The sequence below is a fragment of the Enterobacter sp. UPMP2052 genome (genome assembly GCF_053709675.1).
The window spans coordinates 1121675-1136257 of record NZ_JBSKJR010000001.1 but is presented as its reverse complement, the minus strand read 5'-3'; the positions used below and the strand labels follow the sequence as shown (position 1 = coordinate 1136257).

The window sequence follows — 14583 nt, the reverse complement described above, 5'->3', positions numbered from 1 at the left end:
TGTGACGCAGATCGCAAAATTTACTGGCGGAGAGCGGTAGCGGAGCGCACTGTTTTCCCTGAAGATAAAGGTCAGCACAGCGATAACAGGCGGTTAGACAATGCAGGAAATTGATTTTTATCTGGTAGATGCCTTTAGCGACACGGCGTTTGGCGGCAACGCGGCAGCGGTATGTCCACTGGAAGCGTGGCTCGCGGACGAGACGCTGCTCAAAATGGCGCAACAGCATAACCAGTCCGAAACGGCGTTTTTCGTGCGCACCGACGAGGGCTTCGAGCTGCGCTGGTTCACCACACAGTCTGAAATTAACCTTTGTGGTCATGCTACGCTGGCGGCGTCCCACGTCATTTTTGAATACCTGGACTACCCACAGACGGAAATTACCTTTTCAACCCGCTTTGTCGGCAACCTGACGGTTAAACGCAACGGCGACTGGCTGACGCTCAATTTCCCGGCGTGGTCGACTGAGGCCGTCGACCAGCCACCGGCAGCACTGTTCAGCGCGCTGGGCATCAGCGGGGCGAAAGAGGTGCGCCTGGGGCGGGATTATCTGGTGGTACTCGACAGCCAGCAGCAGGTGGAAGAACTTACACCCGACATACCGGCGATGCTCCCGCTGGATAAGATGGTTTGCGTCACCGCGCCCGGTGAGCAGTACGATTTCGTCAGCCGCTTTTTCTGCCCGGGGGAAGGGGTGCCGGAGGATCCGGTGACGGGGTCCACCCACTGTATGTTGATTCCCTACTGGAGCGAAAAACTGGCGAAAACCCGGCTTAATGCTCGCCAGGTTTCAGCCCGTGGCGGGGATCTGCGCTGTGAACTGATCGGCGATCGCGTACTGATTAGCGGCCAGGCCACGCTGTATCTTAAAGGGAAAATTTTCCTTCGCCAGTCTTGATATCAGCCTGCGGGCGCGGGCAACTCGCGCTCATTTAGCAGGGCGATAAAGGCTTCAAGCTGGCGCGTCATTGTGCCGCGTCGCCACACCAGCCACGTTGTCAGCCAGCGCCAGTTTTCCGCCAGCGGCCACGCCTCCACCTGATGATGCCCCGGCATGCTCTGCAGCATCGAGCGGGGCATCAGCGCAATGCCTGCACCCGCAATCACGCAGGCCAGCATTCCGTGATAAGACTCCATCTCATGGATGCGCCCTGGCATCGCCCGGTCTGCATGAAACCAGCTTTCCAGATGTCGGCGATACGAGCAGTTGGCGCGAAAGGCGTAGACATCGCTGCCGTTTACCTGCGCGGCGCGGGAGACGACATCGTGTCCGGCGGGCGTCACCAGCATCATCTCTTCCCGGTACACCGGCATCCCTTCCAGTTCAGGATGGGAGAGCGGGCCGTCGACAAACGCGGCGCTCAGCGTCCCTTCCAGCACGCCGTCGATCATGGTCCCGGACGGGCCGGTCGAGAGGGCAAACTGTATGCGCGGATAGCGCTGGTTAAACTGCGCCAGGCTTTCCGGAATGCGAACGGCGGCGGTGCTTTCCAGCGCGCCGAGGGCAAACAATCCCTGCGGTTCATCCCCGGCGACAACCATGCGCGCCTCGTCAACCAGCGCGAGGATCTGCTTGCTGTAGCGCAGAAAGTTGTGCCCGGCGGGGGATAAACGCAGACGCTGGTTTTCACGGATAAACAGCTCAACGCCAAGATCGGCCTCAAGCTGACGAATGCGGGTCGTCAGGTTTGAGGGAACGCGATGCACTTTTTGCGCCGCCTGGGTGATGCTGCCGGTCTGCGCGACGGCGTTAAACATTTCAAGCTGGGTCAGATCCATAGCATTCTCGATTCGTGAATAAGGTGGTCAATATTATTCATTTTTAAGAAATAGCAGATCGGGCCACACTGAATCAACTCTTATAATACGTGGAGAACATCATGACGCATTCCCCTGCAACACACGCACTCTCTGTAAACCCGGCGACAGGCGAAACCCTGGCCGCTTATCCGTGGGCAACGTCCGACGAAGTCCAGCACGCCATTGCGCTGGCCGATAGCGGTTTTCGTCAGTGGCGCAATGAAAGCGTGGCGCACCGCGCGCAAAAACTGCGCGACCTCGGTGCGATGCTGCGTAACCGTGCGGAAGAGATGGCGCAGATGATGTCCCGTGAGATGGGCAAACCCATCCTGCAGGCGCGCGCTGAGGTGGCCAAGTCTGCTGGCCTCTGTGACTGGTACGCCGAACACGGCCCGGCGATGCTACGTACGGAAGCCACCCAGGTCGAAAATAACAACGCGGTGATTGAGTACCGTCCGCTGGGGCCGATTCTGGCGGTCATGCCCTGGAACTTCCCGCTCTGGCAGGTGCTACGCGGCGCGGTGCCTGTCCTGCTGGCGGGCAACAGTTATCTGCTCAAGCACGCACCCAACGTGCTCGGCTCGGCGCAGCTGATTGCGCAGATCTTCACCGAGGCCGATTTCCCTGAAGGGGTGTTTGGCTGGGTTAATGCCACCAACGAGGGCGTAAGCCAGGCGATTAACGATCGCCGCATTGCCGCTATCACTGTGACCGGCAGCGTGCGTGCGGGGGCGGCTATTGGTGCTCAGGCGGGGGCGGCGCTGAAAAAATGCGTGCTTGAACTCGGCGGTTCCGATCCTTTCATTGTATTAAACGACGCGGATCTGGATCTGGCGGTCAAGGCGGCGGTGGCCGGACGTTACCAGAACACCGGGCAGGTATGTGCGGCGGCGAAGCGTTTTATCGTCGAAGAGGGCATTGCCGATCGCTTTACCGAACGTTTCGTGCAGGCCACCGCGGCGCTGAAAACGGGCGCGCCGGATCACGAAGAAAACTACCTTGGCCCGATGGCCCGCTACGACCTGCGTGATGAACTGCATCAGCAGGTGCAGGCAACGTTAGCCGAAGGGGCAACCCTGCTGCTGGGCGGTGAGAAGGTTGCCGGGAAGGGGAACTACTATGCGCCAACCGTACTGGGTAACGTGACGCCTGAAATGACGGCTTTTCGCCAGGAGCTGTTTGGCCCGGTGGCCGCCATTACGGTGGCAAAAGATGCGGAACATGCCCTCGCACTTGCCAACGACAGCGACTTTGGCCTATCCGCCACGGTGTTTACCGCAAACCCAGAGCAGGCCGAGAAATTCGCTCAAGGGCTGGAGTGCGGCGGGGTGTTCATCAATGGCTATAGCGCCAGCGATGCCCGCGTGGCGTTCGGCGGCGTGAAGAAGAGCGGATTTGGCCGCGAGCTGTCTCACTTCGGTTTGCACGAGTTCTGCAATGTACAGACGGTCTGGAAGGATCGCGTTTAACCTCCCTCAAGGCCTTCCGCGTGAAGGCCTTTGTCATGTTTCTGCAATGGTTCTGTCATTTTCCTCTCGTAGACTGCCACGCGTCTAACGCTTTGTTACAGAAGAAAATTATGAACCTAACGCAAATTTTTCGCCGTATTGCGCCGCGTCTTTTTCCGCGTCAGTTTGGTCTGCTGGCCGGTATTTTTTGTATTATTGGACTCTTCTCGGCATTACAACTTTCCTCCTCCATTCTCCTTGGCGCATCGCTAAAAGACGCTCAGCGCAACGAACGGCATAACCAACTGGCCTATCAGCAGCAGGGCAAGCTGGATTTAGCCCGCGTCTCCCTGCTGGCGGCAAGCGATCTGCTTAACCGTTCCGGCGTCTATTTTATGCAGGACAAAGAGACAGGCTCTGAGGGTAGCTGGCACAGCCTGATGGACGAAGCGCAAAAGGCGCTGGCGGTGTCGCAACAGGCCTGGCAGGCGTGGCTGGCACTGAACCCGCCGAAAGATGAGGCGCTGGTGAACAGCTATCAACTGTTTTACGGCGCTATCAAAGAGCAGGCCGACGGGCTGGTCGACACTCATTCCATCGACGCTTTTTTTGCCGTGCCTGCTCAGGCATTTCAGAGCGATTTCAACGACAACTACGCCCGTTATCAGCAGGCAAGCGAGAAGCAGGCCATGCAGGGGCGGCAAACCTTAATGGCGCAGCTCTCCGGTCTACAAACGGCGTTTCTGTTTGCGCCGCTGGTACTGCTGGCGATTGCCGCTGCCGTGTGGTTTGGGATGGCAAAATGGGTCATCACGCCGCTTCGTCGGTTAATTGCGCATATCGATCGTCTCGCGGCGGGCGATTTGTCCGGTATGCCGCCGGATGTGGTGCGCTTTAACCGGGAGATAGGGCAACTGAGCGACAGCATACGTACCATGCAGCGTGGCTTGCAGGCACTGGTGACGCAGGTCAGCGATGCCACGTCGTCAATGGTCGAAAACATTGGCGCCCTGGCACAGGGCAACGAGGCGCTGTATCACCAGTCAGCGCGCCAGGCAAAAGAGCTGGAAGAGGTAACTGCTCATATCGCCACGCTTGAAACTCACGTCGAAGGCAATACAGGCTATGCGAAACTTGCCAGCTCGCGCGCGGACGAAGCACGTCAGGCGGCTGCGGGGGGCGATCGTATGATGTCGACCGTGAATGCCTCCATGCAGGCGATCGTCGACCGATCCGCCGAGATGCGGGGGATCGTCGCCATGATCGATAACGTGGCGTTTCAGACCAACATCCTCGCGCTGAATGCCGCCATCGAAGCCGCGCACGCGGGCAACCAGGGACGCGGGTTTGCGGTGGTGGCGAGAGAGGTCGGGTTACTCGCCAGAAAGAGCAGCCATTCCACGCAAACCATCCAGGAGCTGATCAATCACTCGCTGCAGGGCATCGAGGATGGTTCAAAAGCCGTTAGTCGTCTGGAAGATAACCTGCAGCAGGTCACCGGGCTGGTGGCGACCCTGAGCAGCCTGCTGAGCGATATCTCCTCGGCCACGCTGAGCCAGGGAGAAAGTATTCACCTGATGACGCGGCAGCTGCAGGCACTGAATCGCGTTTCGCGTCAAACAGACCTGCTGGTCAGCGATGCGTCGCAGGCTTCCGCGCGGCTGCATCAGGAGTCGGGCCAGCTGCTCACGGCGGTTTCGCGTTTTCGTCTCCCGGCCTGACGCAACATCGCAGCCTCTGGTATACTCGCAGCCCGTTTTAGCCTGAGGGCAAGGAGCAAAGAGTGGCTGCGGTCATCCATAATGAGATGCTGGACGAGATTCTGGCGCAGGTTCGCCCGTTAATTGGGCAGGGTAACGTTGCCGACTATATCCCGGCGCTGGCGTCCGTTGACGGTAATAAGCTGGGGATTGCCATCTGCACCGTAGACGGGCAACGTTTTCAGGCCGGGGACGCGGAAGAGCGTTTCTCTATTCAGTCGATCTCAAAAGTGCTGAGCCTGGTGGCGGCCATGCGCCAGTATGACGAAGAGGAGATCTGGCAGCGCGTTGGCAAAGATCCTTCCGGCCAGCCGTTCAACTCGCTTTTGCAGCTTGAGATAGAGCAGGGTAAACCGCGCAACCCGTTCATCAACGCCGGGGCGCTGGTGGTGTGCGATATGCTGCAAAGCCGTCTCAGCGCACCGCGTCAGCGGATGCTCGAAATTGTCCGCCAGCTTTCTGGCGTGCAGGACATTACCTACGATCCGGTGGTGGCCCGCTCTGAGTTTGAGCACTCGGCCCGTAACGCCGCCATTGCCTGGCTGATGAAATCCTTCGGCAATTTTCATAACGACGTTGCCACCGTTCTGCAAAACTATTTCCACTACTGCGCCCTGAAAATGAGCTGCGTTGAGCTGGCGCAGACCTTTTTATTCCTCGCCCATCAGGGCCACGCGCCGCACCTCGCTCAGGAGGTGGTGTCGCCTATGCAGGCCCGGCAGATAAACGCCCTGATGGCGACCAGCGGTATGTATCAAAATGCCGGCGAATTTGCCTGGCGCGTGGGGTTACCCGCCAAGTCCGGCGTGGGCGGCGGGGTGGTGGCGATTGTGCCGCATGAGATGGCGATTGCCGTCTGGAGCCCGGAACTGGATGAGACGGGGAATTCACTTGCAGGTGTAGCGGTACTGGAAAAGCTGACGCACCGGCTGGGACGTTCTGTTTACTGATGTCGACGTTAGATCCTCTTTTTACCCGCCCTGCGCGGTCAACCTTCCGCTCGCGTTTTCATTTAGGCGCGAAAGAGCGGCAATACTGCTGGGATAAAGGCCCGGACACCATCGATCGGCATGCGGCTGATTTTATCGCGCAGCGCCTGGCGCCTGCCCAGCCAACGAATGACGGAAAACAAACGCCGATGCGCGGGCACCCGGTGTTTATCGCTCAGCATGCGACGGCCACCTGCTGTCGTGGCTGTCTGGCAAAGTGGCATGCGATACCGCAGGGGCAGGAACTGACTGCGCAACAGCAGCAGTACGTCGTGAGCGTGATTCATCACTGGCTGGTAAAAGAGATGAACGCCTAAATTTGACGAGTTATGATCCTGTTGTATCTGTGCTATAGATACTTATTCACTTATTTCCCTTGATGAAGATGACCGCAAATAATTGCCATACGTCATTATATGGATCCCTGTTTAATGCGTTCTGAACTCTCGTCCTTCAAGCTATTTTCACCAGACAGCCCTCTGCGTAACGCGGCAGGGATATTTGCTCTTACCACCTTGTTCTATTTTATTGGTGCTGAGCTGCGTCTGGTGGAAGCCTTATCCCTTTTCTGGCCGCTCAATGGCGTGATGGCGGGGATCTTTGCGCGTTATGCTTACCTTAACCGGCTGCATTATTACGCGGTGTCGTATGTCGCGATGTTGTTATATGACGCGGTGACCACCAACTGGGGCGTGGCGTCTCTGGTTATCAATCTGTCGAATATGGTGTTTATTATCACCGTCGCGGTGCTGGTGCTGCGGGATAAACGGCTGATGAAGAAAACGCCCGATCCGCTCAACGCGCTGCGGCTGTTCAACTATTGTCTGATCGCCGCCTTGCTGTGCGCGCTGCTGGGCGCATTAGGCTCGGTCGGGATCGACAGTCATACCTTCTGGCCGCTGTTTGCCGACTGGTTTAGCGAGCAATTCTCAACGGGCGTGTTAATTGTGCCCTGTATGCTGACGGTGACAATGCCGGCGCGCCTCCCACGCCTGACGCCGGAGGCACTGTTACCGGTGCTGGCGCTGATGGTCTCCGTGGCGGCGTCCGTGGTGATTGGCGGAGCAGGGAGTCTGGCTTTTCCGCTGCCTGCACTTATCTGGTGTGCGGTGCGGTACTCGCTTCCGGCCACCTGTCTGCTGACCTTTATCACCGGCGCGGTAGAAGTTGTGCTGGTGGCGAACTCCGTCATCAACATTGCCGTTGCCGCGCCGCTCTCCACGCCAATGATGTTTTCCGCCCGTCTGGGCATTGCGACAATGGCGATTTGTCCGGTGATGGTCTCCGTGAGCGTGGCGGCTATTAACTCGCTGATCCGCCAGGTGTCATTGCGGGCGGATTATGATTTCCTGACCCACGTCTATTCCCGTTCCGGATTGTATGAAGCGCTGAAACAGGAAGAGACGCACAAGCACTCCCGCTTTCTCACGGTGATGCTGCTGGATATCGATTATTTCAAAAGCATCAATGATAACTACGGTCACGAGTGCGGCGATAAAATCCTGACCGCGTTTGCGCAGAAGGTGCAGCAGGTTGTCGGTGAGGACGGGCTGGTGGCCCGGATGGGCGGAGAGGAGTTTGCGGTGGTGGCCAATACCGGTGATGCGCAACGTGGCTTTGAGCTGGCCGAGCGCATCAGGCTGACGATCGCCAATCATCCCTTTACCTGGCGTCAGCAGACGTTGTTTTTGACGGTCAGTATCGGGCTGGGAAGCGGGAAAGCCGACCCGCGGGCGTTGACCGAGGTTTTCAACACGCTGCTGACCGAAGCGGATGACTATCTCTATCGTTCGAAAAAAGCAGGGCGAAATCGTACCAGTGCGCGTATGCAGGACGATACGATTGTGGCCGACGCTGAACGGGATGCGGAAGAGGCGTAACCGTCACCACCTTAGGTAGCGCGCGGTATTAAAGCGAATGAATATCCGATAAATTGCTTGCTACGTATTTTCAAGCTCAATAAGATACCGCAAGAAACATATCGGAAAAATCTTAGCATGAATGCAACCGACCCTCTCAGCATGAAGCCTCGCTTAGCGGGACGTCGGTTTGTCAAACGTATGTATCTGATGCGTATGCTCGGTACGCTTCTCTGCTTTTTCCCCATTCTGTCGGTATTGCTTGAGCAGCAGCGCCCCCCGTGGCTTATTGGCCTGCTGGGGGCTAACGCCTTTATCTGGCCGACGATGGCCTGGTATCGTGCACGACAATCAACGACTCCCCTGGCGACTGAACATCAAAACCTGGTCCTTGACGCTGGAGCAGGCGGATTCTGGATTGCCATGATGGCGGTGAATCCGCTGCCCTCTGTGGTAATTGCTACTATTCTGCTAGCCGACCGGCTCTCTGCGGGCAGTTACACACTGCTGAAAAAAGCGGCCGCACTCATGCTGGCGGTTTTTCTGGTGAGCTGGCTGAGTCAGGGAATGGTAATCAATCCGGAGGTTTCTTCGCGGACCCTTTACGCTACCTTGCCGCTGATCGCCATCTATATCATCGCCCTGAGCGTTCTGACGGACGGGATCGCCTTGCGCCTGCGGATCAAAAGTCGCGAGCTGGAACGGATCGCAATGATGGATCCGCTACTGGATATTGCTAACCGGCGACTGCTTGAAAAGCGTATTGAGCATGAGCTGAGTAAACTTCGCCAGGCATGCCGTGATTCTGCGCTGATGTTTATTGATATCGATAATTTCAAGGACGTTAACGATCGCTACGGCCACAAAGTCGGGGACGTGATGCTGGCTACTGTGTCGGAAATTCTGCATCTGGCCACGCGCCCGACGGATACCCCTGCACGGCTGGGCGGCGATGAGTTTGTCATTCTTCTGCCGAATACCACCGTCGACGAGGCGCAGGTTGTCGCCACGCGCATTATGGACGCCACGGCCGTGATGAAAGATGTGGCTCAGGAAGCGGTCCCTTGCACGCTCAGTATCGGCATTGCCTGTGCCACCCGCGACATGGAAAGCGTGACCGACTGGCTGCAGGCGGCCGATAGCGCCCTCTATCATGCGAAACGCGAAGGTAAGAACCGGATCTTCGCGCACTGACAAAGTGCCGGTTTAAGCTACGCTGTTAATAACGCAAGGCACAAGGAGATGTCATGAAAGCCCCTGCTACCCCTACAGATGAAAATGAACGCCTGGCCGCACTGCGCGAATCGGGCCTGCTTGATATTGACCGTTCTCCGGCTTTTGATCGCCTGACGCGGCTGGCGAAGCGCTTTTTCCAGGTACCGCTGGCTATGGTTAATCTGATTGATGAGCATTCGCTTATCGTCAAGTCGGCCGACGGCAAAGCGCCTGACGTGGTACCGCGCCACATCTCTTTCTGCGGTCATACTATCCTCGGTGAAAAACCGCTGGTGGTGGGGGATATGCTTCAGGATCCCCGCTTCGCGGATAATCCGCTGGTGGCAGGCGAACCCAATGTGCGCTTCTATGCCGGATTTCCGCTGCGCCTGCGTAACGGGGCAAGCGTTGGCTCGCTGTGTCTTATCGACTATGCGCCCCGGGAGTTTAACGCGGCGGATCTCGCCGTGCTGAGCGATTTAAGCGCGCTGGCGGAAGATGAGTTTGCGGCGGTCAGCGCGGCAACCACGGATGAACTGACGGGGCTGTTTAACCGCCGCGGCTTTAACCAGATTGTCGAATTTGCGCTCTCCGTCGCCAGACGGCGGGCAGAGCCACTGACCCTGGGCTGGATGGATTTAGATTACTTTAAGGATATCAACGATCGCTTTGGGCATGATGAAGGCGATAAGGCTCTTAAGGCGATGGCTCGTCTGATGCAAAGTTCTTTTCGCGAGGCTGACCTGCTGGTCCGCTTTGGCGGAGACGAATTTGCGGTGCTGTTTGCCGATACCGACGAACAGGGGGCCTGGATCGCCATGCACTATCTTGTCGAACAGGTTGAACACTACAACGCGCGTCAGCTGCACCCATGGTCGCTCCATTTTTCCTGGGGCGTGAGCGAATTCGATCATCACGGCAACGATATGCAGCAGTGGCTGAAAAATGCCGACGAGAAAATGTACGCCATGAAACGCCAGCGTCACCAGAAGGGATAACATAACAAAAGCCTATGGCTGAAGGGGTTGCGTTGCCCAAAGGTGACCCGCAAAGTGAAGCGGTACTCAACACAGGGAAAATCCATGAACGCACCGCTTCAGCTCCAGAGCTTGTCACGAGACACCCTTCTTACCCACCTTGATGCGCTGGCCGACATCCTTGAAAACTGCGTGAACGGCGGGGCATCGGTAAGTTTTATGCTGCCCTTTAGCCATGAGAAAGCCCGCGCGTTTTGGCTGAATATCGCTGCGAGCGTGGCACGAGGCGAGCGTACCGTGCTGGCCTGTTTTGACGAGCAGCGCCAGCTTATCGGGACGGTTCAGCTCATCACCGATCAGCCTGAAAACCAACCCCACCGTGCCGACGTAGCAAAACTGTTGGTTCACGAAAAGGCGCGACGCAAAGGCGCTGCACTGGCGCTCATGAACGCGCTTGAACAGGTGGCGCGGGACAAAGGGATTTCGGTTCTGGTGCTGGATACGGCAACCGGGAGCGGTGCCGAACACTTTTACCTGCGGGCTGGATGGCAAAAAGTCGGTGAGATCCCACGCTATGCGCTTATGCCGGACGGTGAACTGACCGGCACCACGCTGTTCTATAAATTCCTGTAATTATTTTTTACAACCACTCGCTCCCTTGATCAAAACAGGGTTTATGGTCGTTAAGTTTTGGTAAGTTATTAGACCAATCTTATCAGGCTGTATGACTAATCATAAAAGGAACCCTGTCGTGAACACACTCAACCGTCGTGATTTCCCTGGCGAGCTTTACCCGGAGCGTATCATTCAGTTTGGCGAAGGTAATTTCCTGCGCGCGTTTATCGACTGGCAAATCGATCTGCTCAATGAACATACCGACCTTAACTCCGGGATCGTGATTGTTCGCCCGATTCAGAGCGATTTCCCGCCGTCGCTGAGCACGCAGGACGGTCTCTATACCACGATCATTCGCGGATTGAACGAACAGGGCGAAGCCGTGAGCGATGCACGCCTTATCCGTTCGGTTAACCGTGAAATTAGCGTCTACAGCCAGTACGACCAGTTCCTGAAACTTGCCCACAATCCGTACATGCGCTTTGTTTTCTCGAACACCACCGAAGCGGGGATCAGCTATCACGCCGGGGATGCGTTCGACGATGCGCCTGCGGTTAGCTATCCGGCTAAACTGACGCGTCTGCTCTACGAGCGTTTCAGCCACTTTAACGGGGCGGCGGATAAAGGCTGGGTCATCATTCCGTGCGAGTTGATTGATTACAACGGCGATGCGTTACGAGAGTTAGTGCTGCGTTATGCCCATGAGTGGGCGCTGCCTGCGGCCTTTATCCAGTGGCTAAACGAAGCCAACACCTTCTGCTCCACGCTGGTCGACCGTATCGTAACTGGCTATCCGCGTGATGAAGCTGCAGAACTGGAGGCCGGGCTGGGGTATCACGACGCGTTTCTCGATACCGCCGAACATTTCTATCTGTTTGTTATTCAAGGGCCTGAATCCCTCGCCAGGGAGCTGCGTCTGGACCAGCTCCCGCTTAACGTAAGGATTGTGGACGACATTAAGCCGTATAAAGAGCGTAAAGTGGCGATCCTCAACGGGGCGCACACCGCGCTGGTGCCTGTGGCATTCCTGGCGGGGCTGGATACGGTAGGCGAGGCGATGAACGACACGGACGTCTGCGCGTTTGTGGAAAAGGCCATTTACGAGGAAATTATCCCGGTGCTGGACCTGCCGCGCGATGAGCTGGAATCCTTTGCCCGCGCCGTCACAGGGCGTTTTCGCAATCCGTACATCAAGCATCAACTGCTGTCGATTGCCCTGAACGGGATGACCAAATACCGCACGCGTATTCTGCCGCAGCTGCTGGCGGGGCAGAAGGCCACCGGTAAACTGCCGGCTCGTCTGACCTTTGCGCTGGCGGCACTGATGGCGTTTTATCGGGCGGAGCGTAACGGTGACGTTTATCCGGTGCAGGATGATGCTCACTGGTTGACGCGTTATCAGCAGCTCTGGGCACAGCATACTGATAAGCAAATCGATACCCGTGCGCTGGTGACGGCGGTTCTGAGCGTCAGCGAACACTGGGAAAGCGATCTCACCCAGGTTCCGGGACTGGTAGTGCAGGTTGCCACCGATCTGGATGCCATTCTGGAACAGGGTATGCGCGCTGCCGTTAAGCCGCTCTGCTAATCTTCTCGTCCCGGCTTCGGCCGGGATAATTTATAATATTAGTTACAACATACTATTTACCCCTGTTATTAAAAAAGAACATCAGCACCGTGCGCTATACGCTTATCAGGAGAGAAAATGCAATGTTCTATTAACAGACTTGCAACCGTGACGGGGATCACGTTTAATAGCGGCGCATTTTCCTTTCCTGAAGCTCACTATGATTGTTCGCCCTCAACAGCACTGGTTACAACTCATTTTCGTCTGGCACGGTTCCGTTTTACCCAAAATCTATACCCGCCTGCTGCTTAACTTCCTGCTTTCGATTACTGTGATCGCGATGCTGCCCTGGTATACCTCGCTCGGCGTCAGGTTTACCGTGGCACCGTTCAGCATTCTTGGCGTGGCTATCGCGATCTTTCTGGGTTTCAGAAATAACGCCTGTTATTCGCGCTACGTCGAAGCTCGCCAGCTTTGGGGGCAGTTGATGATAGCGGCCCGGTCGCTGTTTCGCGAGGTAAAAAACACCTTGCCTGACGATGCCCATCTCGGGGAATTCGTGCGCCTGCAAATTGCGTTTGCCCACTGCCTGAGAATGACGCTTCGCCGCCAGCCTCAGGCCGATCGGCTTTCAGCCTATTTATCCGCTGAACATCTGCATAAGGTGATGGCCTCAAACTCTCCGGCAAACCGCATTTTGCTGATCATGGGGGAATGGCTTGCCGTCAGGCGTCGGGAAGGGCAGCTCTCAGACATTTTGTTCCACAGCCTCAACAATCGACTTAACGATATGTCCGTGGTGCTTGCCGGCTGCGAGCGCATTGCCACCACGCCCGTGCCGTTTGCCTATACGCTGATTTTGCACCGCACGGTTTATCTCTTCTGCATCATGCTGCCGTTCGCCCTGGTGGTGGATTTGCACTACATGACACCCTTCGTATCGGCGCTGATTTCATACACGTTTATCTCGCTGGACACCCTGGCAGAGGAGCTGGAAGATCCGTTCGGTACCGAGGATAACGATCTGCCGCTGGACGCCATCTGCAACATGATGGAACGCGACCTGTTGCAGATGAACGATGAAGAGAACATTCCAGCGCGACTGATGCCGGATAAACACTATCAGCTGACGTAACGGGCATTCCATTCGTCGCGGGTGATTTCCCACAGTTCAGAGTCCAGCAGGCCGCTGACGTAGGCTTTCTTTTCAGTTCGGATAAGCCGCATGCCGCTACTGGCTGAAATACGCTGCGAGCGGCTATTGGCGGCCGCTTTCGGCGCACGGAGCACCGGTTTGTTCAGTGTATTAAACCAGTAATCCGTCGCCGCAATGCTGGCTTCCCGCATGTACCCCTGACCCTGAAATTCCGGCGCCAGCCAAAAACCACGGTTATTGTCTTCCACATCGTATAAGCAGATGATCCCCATCAGCTCGTCCGGGGCTTCGCGTCGGCGAATGCTCCAGAACCACGCAATCCCTTTGTCCATGTCAGGCAGAGCGACGTTATTGACATAATATTCTGCACCATCATCGGGATAGGGCCACGGAACGGATGAAACCATATAACGAACGATCTCCCAGCGCGGGTATCGCTGTTGGATCTGTGGCGCATCTTCAGCAACCAGGGGCTTAAGTAGTAAACGAGGCGTCGTCAGGGTAGGTATCGTCATCCGCTGTTCTCCTTTTTTTAGCGTTATGCATTTGCGCACCTTCTGGTATTTTCATCATTACCACAATCCAGACTGAGAATCTCTCGTTCCTGAACATTAATGAGTGAGGAAAACATGGCCGTAACAGTACGTGCTTTACGTGAAGATGATTACCCCCGGTGGCGCACGCTGTGGGATGGATATACCCATTTTTATGACTGTGAACTGGATGAATCCGTTACGGCCTCCACCTGGCAACGCGCGCTAAACCCGGATTCTGCTCTGTTGTGCCGGGTGGCTGAAATCGAGGGAAAGGTGGTGGGTTTCGCCCTGTGCGTGTTGCACGACGGCACATGGTCAACGGCGCCGATTTGCTATCTTGAGGATCTGTTTGTCGACGCTGAGGTCAGGGGGGCGGGGGCCGGGAAGGCGTTAATCGATGCGCTGATGGAAGAGGGCAAGCGCGAAGGGTGGTCAAAACTTTACTGGGTCACCCGACACAATAATCCGGCGCGCAAGCTGTACGACAAATTTGGCGAAGCGGACGATTACGTTCGTTATCGTATCTCGCTCTAAGCCTTTATGCCTGGGTTTGTATCACAGTGTATCTGTGCCGGAGATACATACACAGGCATGCAATAAAGAGCCTTTCACACATATCCGCTATACAAAACAGTGGTGTTATATCCCCGTCAACTGTACT

At 56.4% G+C, this 14583-nt stretch carries 14 protein-coding genes; 12 read left to right on the top strand and 2 right to left on the bottom strand.

The window, feature by feature from the left end; translation table 11 throughout:
- Nucleotides 1–100: 100 nt before the first annotated feature.
- Nucleotides 101–898 (top strand): PhzF family phenazine biosynthesis protein, encoded by a 798-nt coding sequence (locus ACWKX3_RS05205; RefSeq protein WP_137273116.1) that lies wholly within the window; start codon nt 101–103, stop codon nt 896–898.
- A gap of 2 nt (nt 899–900) precedes the next feature.
- Here ACWKX3_RS05205 and ptrR read toward each other — a convergent pair whose 3' ends face one another.
- Nucleotides 901–1779, bottom strand: a complete 879-nt coding sequence (gene ptrR / locus ACWKX3_RS05200) for a putrescine utilization regulator PtrR (protein WP_454541391.1) — start codon at nt 1777–1779, stop codon at nt 901–903.
- Between the two features lie 101 nt (nt 1780–1880).
- On the opposite strand from ptrR, the gene sad reads away from it, so the two are divergent.
- From sad to ACWKX3_RS05150, 10 genes are all read left to right on the top strand, one after another.
- Nucleotides 1881–3269, top strand: coding sequence for a succinate-semialdehyde dehydrogenase (gene sad, locus ACWKX3_RS05195; protein WP_101737727.1), 1389 nt, complete (start codon nt 1881–1883; stop codon nt 3267–3269).
- A 110-nt stretch (nt 3270–3379) separates the two neighbouring features.
- Nucleotides 3380–4969 (top strand): methyl-accepting chemotaxis protein, encoded by a 1590-nt coding sequence (locus tag ACWKX3_RS05190; RefSeq protein WP_454541390.1) that lies wholly within the window; start codon nt 3380–3382, stop codon nt 4967–4969.
- Between the two features lie 62 nt (nt 4970–5031).
- A complete protein-coding gene (gene glsB / locus ACWKX3_RS05185; protein ID WP_058608785.1) occupies nt 5032–5958 on the top strand; it encodes a glutaminase B in 927 nt (308 codons plus the stop codon).
- Nucleotides 5958–6314 carry a DUF4186 domain-containing protein gene (locus tag ACWKX3_RS05180; protein WP_454541389.1) on the top strand — a complete coding sequence of 119 codons (357 nt, stop codon included), beginning with the start codon at nt 5958–5960 and terminating at the stop codon, nt 6312–6314. Before glsB ends, ACWKX3_RS05180 begins: the two co-directional genes overlap by 1 nt.
- Before the next feature lie 114 nt (nt 6315–6428).
- Nucleotides 6429–7877, top strand: a complete 1449-nt coding sequence (locus tag ACWKX3_RS05175) for a GGDEF domain-containing protein (protein ID WP_273968212.1) — start codon at nt 6429–6431, stop codon at nt 7875–7877.
- A 180-nt stretch (nt 7878–8057) separates the two neighbouring features.
- Nucleotides 8058–9050: a diguanylate cyclase gene (locus ACWKX3_RS05170; protein ID WP_454541685.1), complete on the top strand. Its 993-nt coding sequence runs from the start codon at nt 8058–8060 to the stop codon at nt 9048–9050.
- A 53-nt stretch (nt 9051–9103) separates the two neighbouring features.
- Complete coding sequence (locus ACWKX3_RS05165) at nt 9104–10069, top strand: sensor domain-containing diguanylate cyclase (RefSeq protein WP_454541388.1); 966 nt, start codon at nt 9104–9106, stop codon at nt 10067–10069.
- An 84-nt stretch (nt 10070–10153) separates the two neighbouring features.
- Entirely contained in the window at nt 10154–10681 is a 528-nt protein-coding gene (locus ACWKX3_RS05160; RefSeq protein WP_088209093.1) for a GNAT family N-acetyltransferase, read from the top strand.
- 118 nt (nt 10682–10799) lie between these two features.
- Nucleotides 10800–12251, top strand: a complete 1452-nt coding sequence (locus tag ACWKX3_RS05155) for a tagaturonate reductase (RefSeq protein ID WP_102890864.1) — start codon at nt 10800–10802, stop codon at nt 12249–12251.
- A 199-nt stretch (nt 12252–12450) separates the two neighbouring features.
- On the top strand, nt 12451–13365 hold the full coding sequence (locus tag ACWKX3_RS05150; protein WP_006175268.1) for a bestrophin family protein: 915 nt from the start codon (nt 12451–12453) through the stop codon (nt 13363–13365).
- Here ACWKX3_RS05150 and ACWKX3_RS05145 read toward each other — a convergent pair.
- Entirely contained in the window at nt 13353–13901 is a 549-nt protein-coding gene (locus tag ACWKX3_RS05145; RefSeq protein WP_006175269.1) for a GNAT family N-acetyltransferase, read from the bottom strand. The two genes, ACWKX3_RS05150 and ACWKX3_RS05145, sit on opposite strands and share 13 nt — an antisense overlap.
- 114 nt (nt 13902–14015) lie before the next feature.
- On the opposite strand from ACWKX3_RS05145, the gene ACWKX3_RS05140 reads away from it, so the two are divergent.
- The gene (locus ACWKX3_RS05140; protein WP_088209096.1) at nt 14016–14456 is read left to right on the top strand and encodes a GNAT family N-acetyltransferase; all 441 of its coding nucleotides are present in this window, start codon (nt 14016–14018) and stop codon (nt 14454–14456) included.
- Nucleotides 14457–14583 lie beyond the last annotated feature (127 nt).

Bases quoted from the DNA above. Each gene is read 5' to 3' on its own strand.
- ACWKX3_RS05160 (WP_088209093.1), top strand. From the start codon at position 10,154: ATGAACGCACCGCTTCAGCTCCAGAGCTTGTCACGAGACACCCTTCTT.
- ptrR (WP_454541391.1), bottom strand. From the start codon at position 1,779: ATGGATCTGACCCAGCTTGAAATGTTTAACGCCGTCGCGCAGACCGGC.
- ACWKX3_RS05145 (WP_006175269.1), bottom strand. From the start codon at position 13,901: ATGACGATACCTACCCTGACGACGCCTCGTTTACTACTTAAGCCCCTG.
- ACWKX3_RS05205 (WP_137273116.1), top strand. From the start codon at position 101: ATGCAGGAAATTGATTTTTATCTGGTAGATGCCTTTAGCGACACGGCG.
- sad (WP_101737727.1), top strand. From the start codon at position 1,881: ATGACGCATTCCCCTGCAACACACGCACTCTCTGTAAACCCGGCGACA.
- ACWKX3_RS05165 (WP_454541388.1), top strand. From the start codon at position 9,104: ATGAAAGCCCCTGCTACCCCTACAGATGAAAATGAACGCCTGGCCGCA.
- ACWKX3_RS05180 (WP_454541389.1), top strand. From the start codon at position 5,958: ATGTCGACGTTAGATCCTCTTTTTACCCGCCCTGCGCGGTCAACCTTC.
- ACWKX3_RS05140 (WP_088209096.1), top strand. From the start codon at position 14,016: ATGGCCGTAACAGTACGTGCTTTACGTGAAGATGATTACCCCCGGTGG.
- ACWKX3_RS05170 (WP_454541685.1), top strand. From the start codon at position 8,058: ATGTATCTGATGCGTATGCTCGGTACGCTTCTCTGCTTTTTCCCCATT.
- ACWKX3_RS05190 (WP_454541390.1), top strand. From the start codon at position 3,380: ATGAACCTAACGCAAATTTTTCGCCGTATTGCGCCGCGTCTTTTTCCG.
- ACWKX3_RS05175 (WP_273968212.1), top strand. From the start codon at position 6,429: ATGCGTTCTGAACTCTCGTCCTTCAAGCTATTTTCACCAGACAGCCCT.
- ACWKX3_RS05150 (WP_006175268.1), top strand. From the start codon at position 12,451: ATGATTGTTCGCCCTCAACAGCACTGGTTACAACTCATTTTCGTCTGG.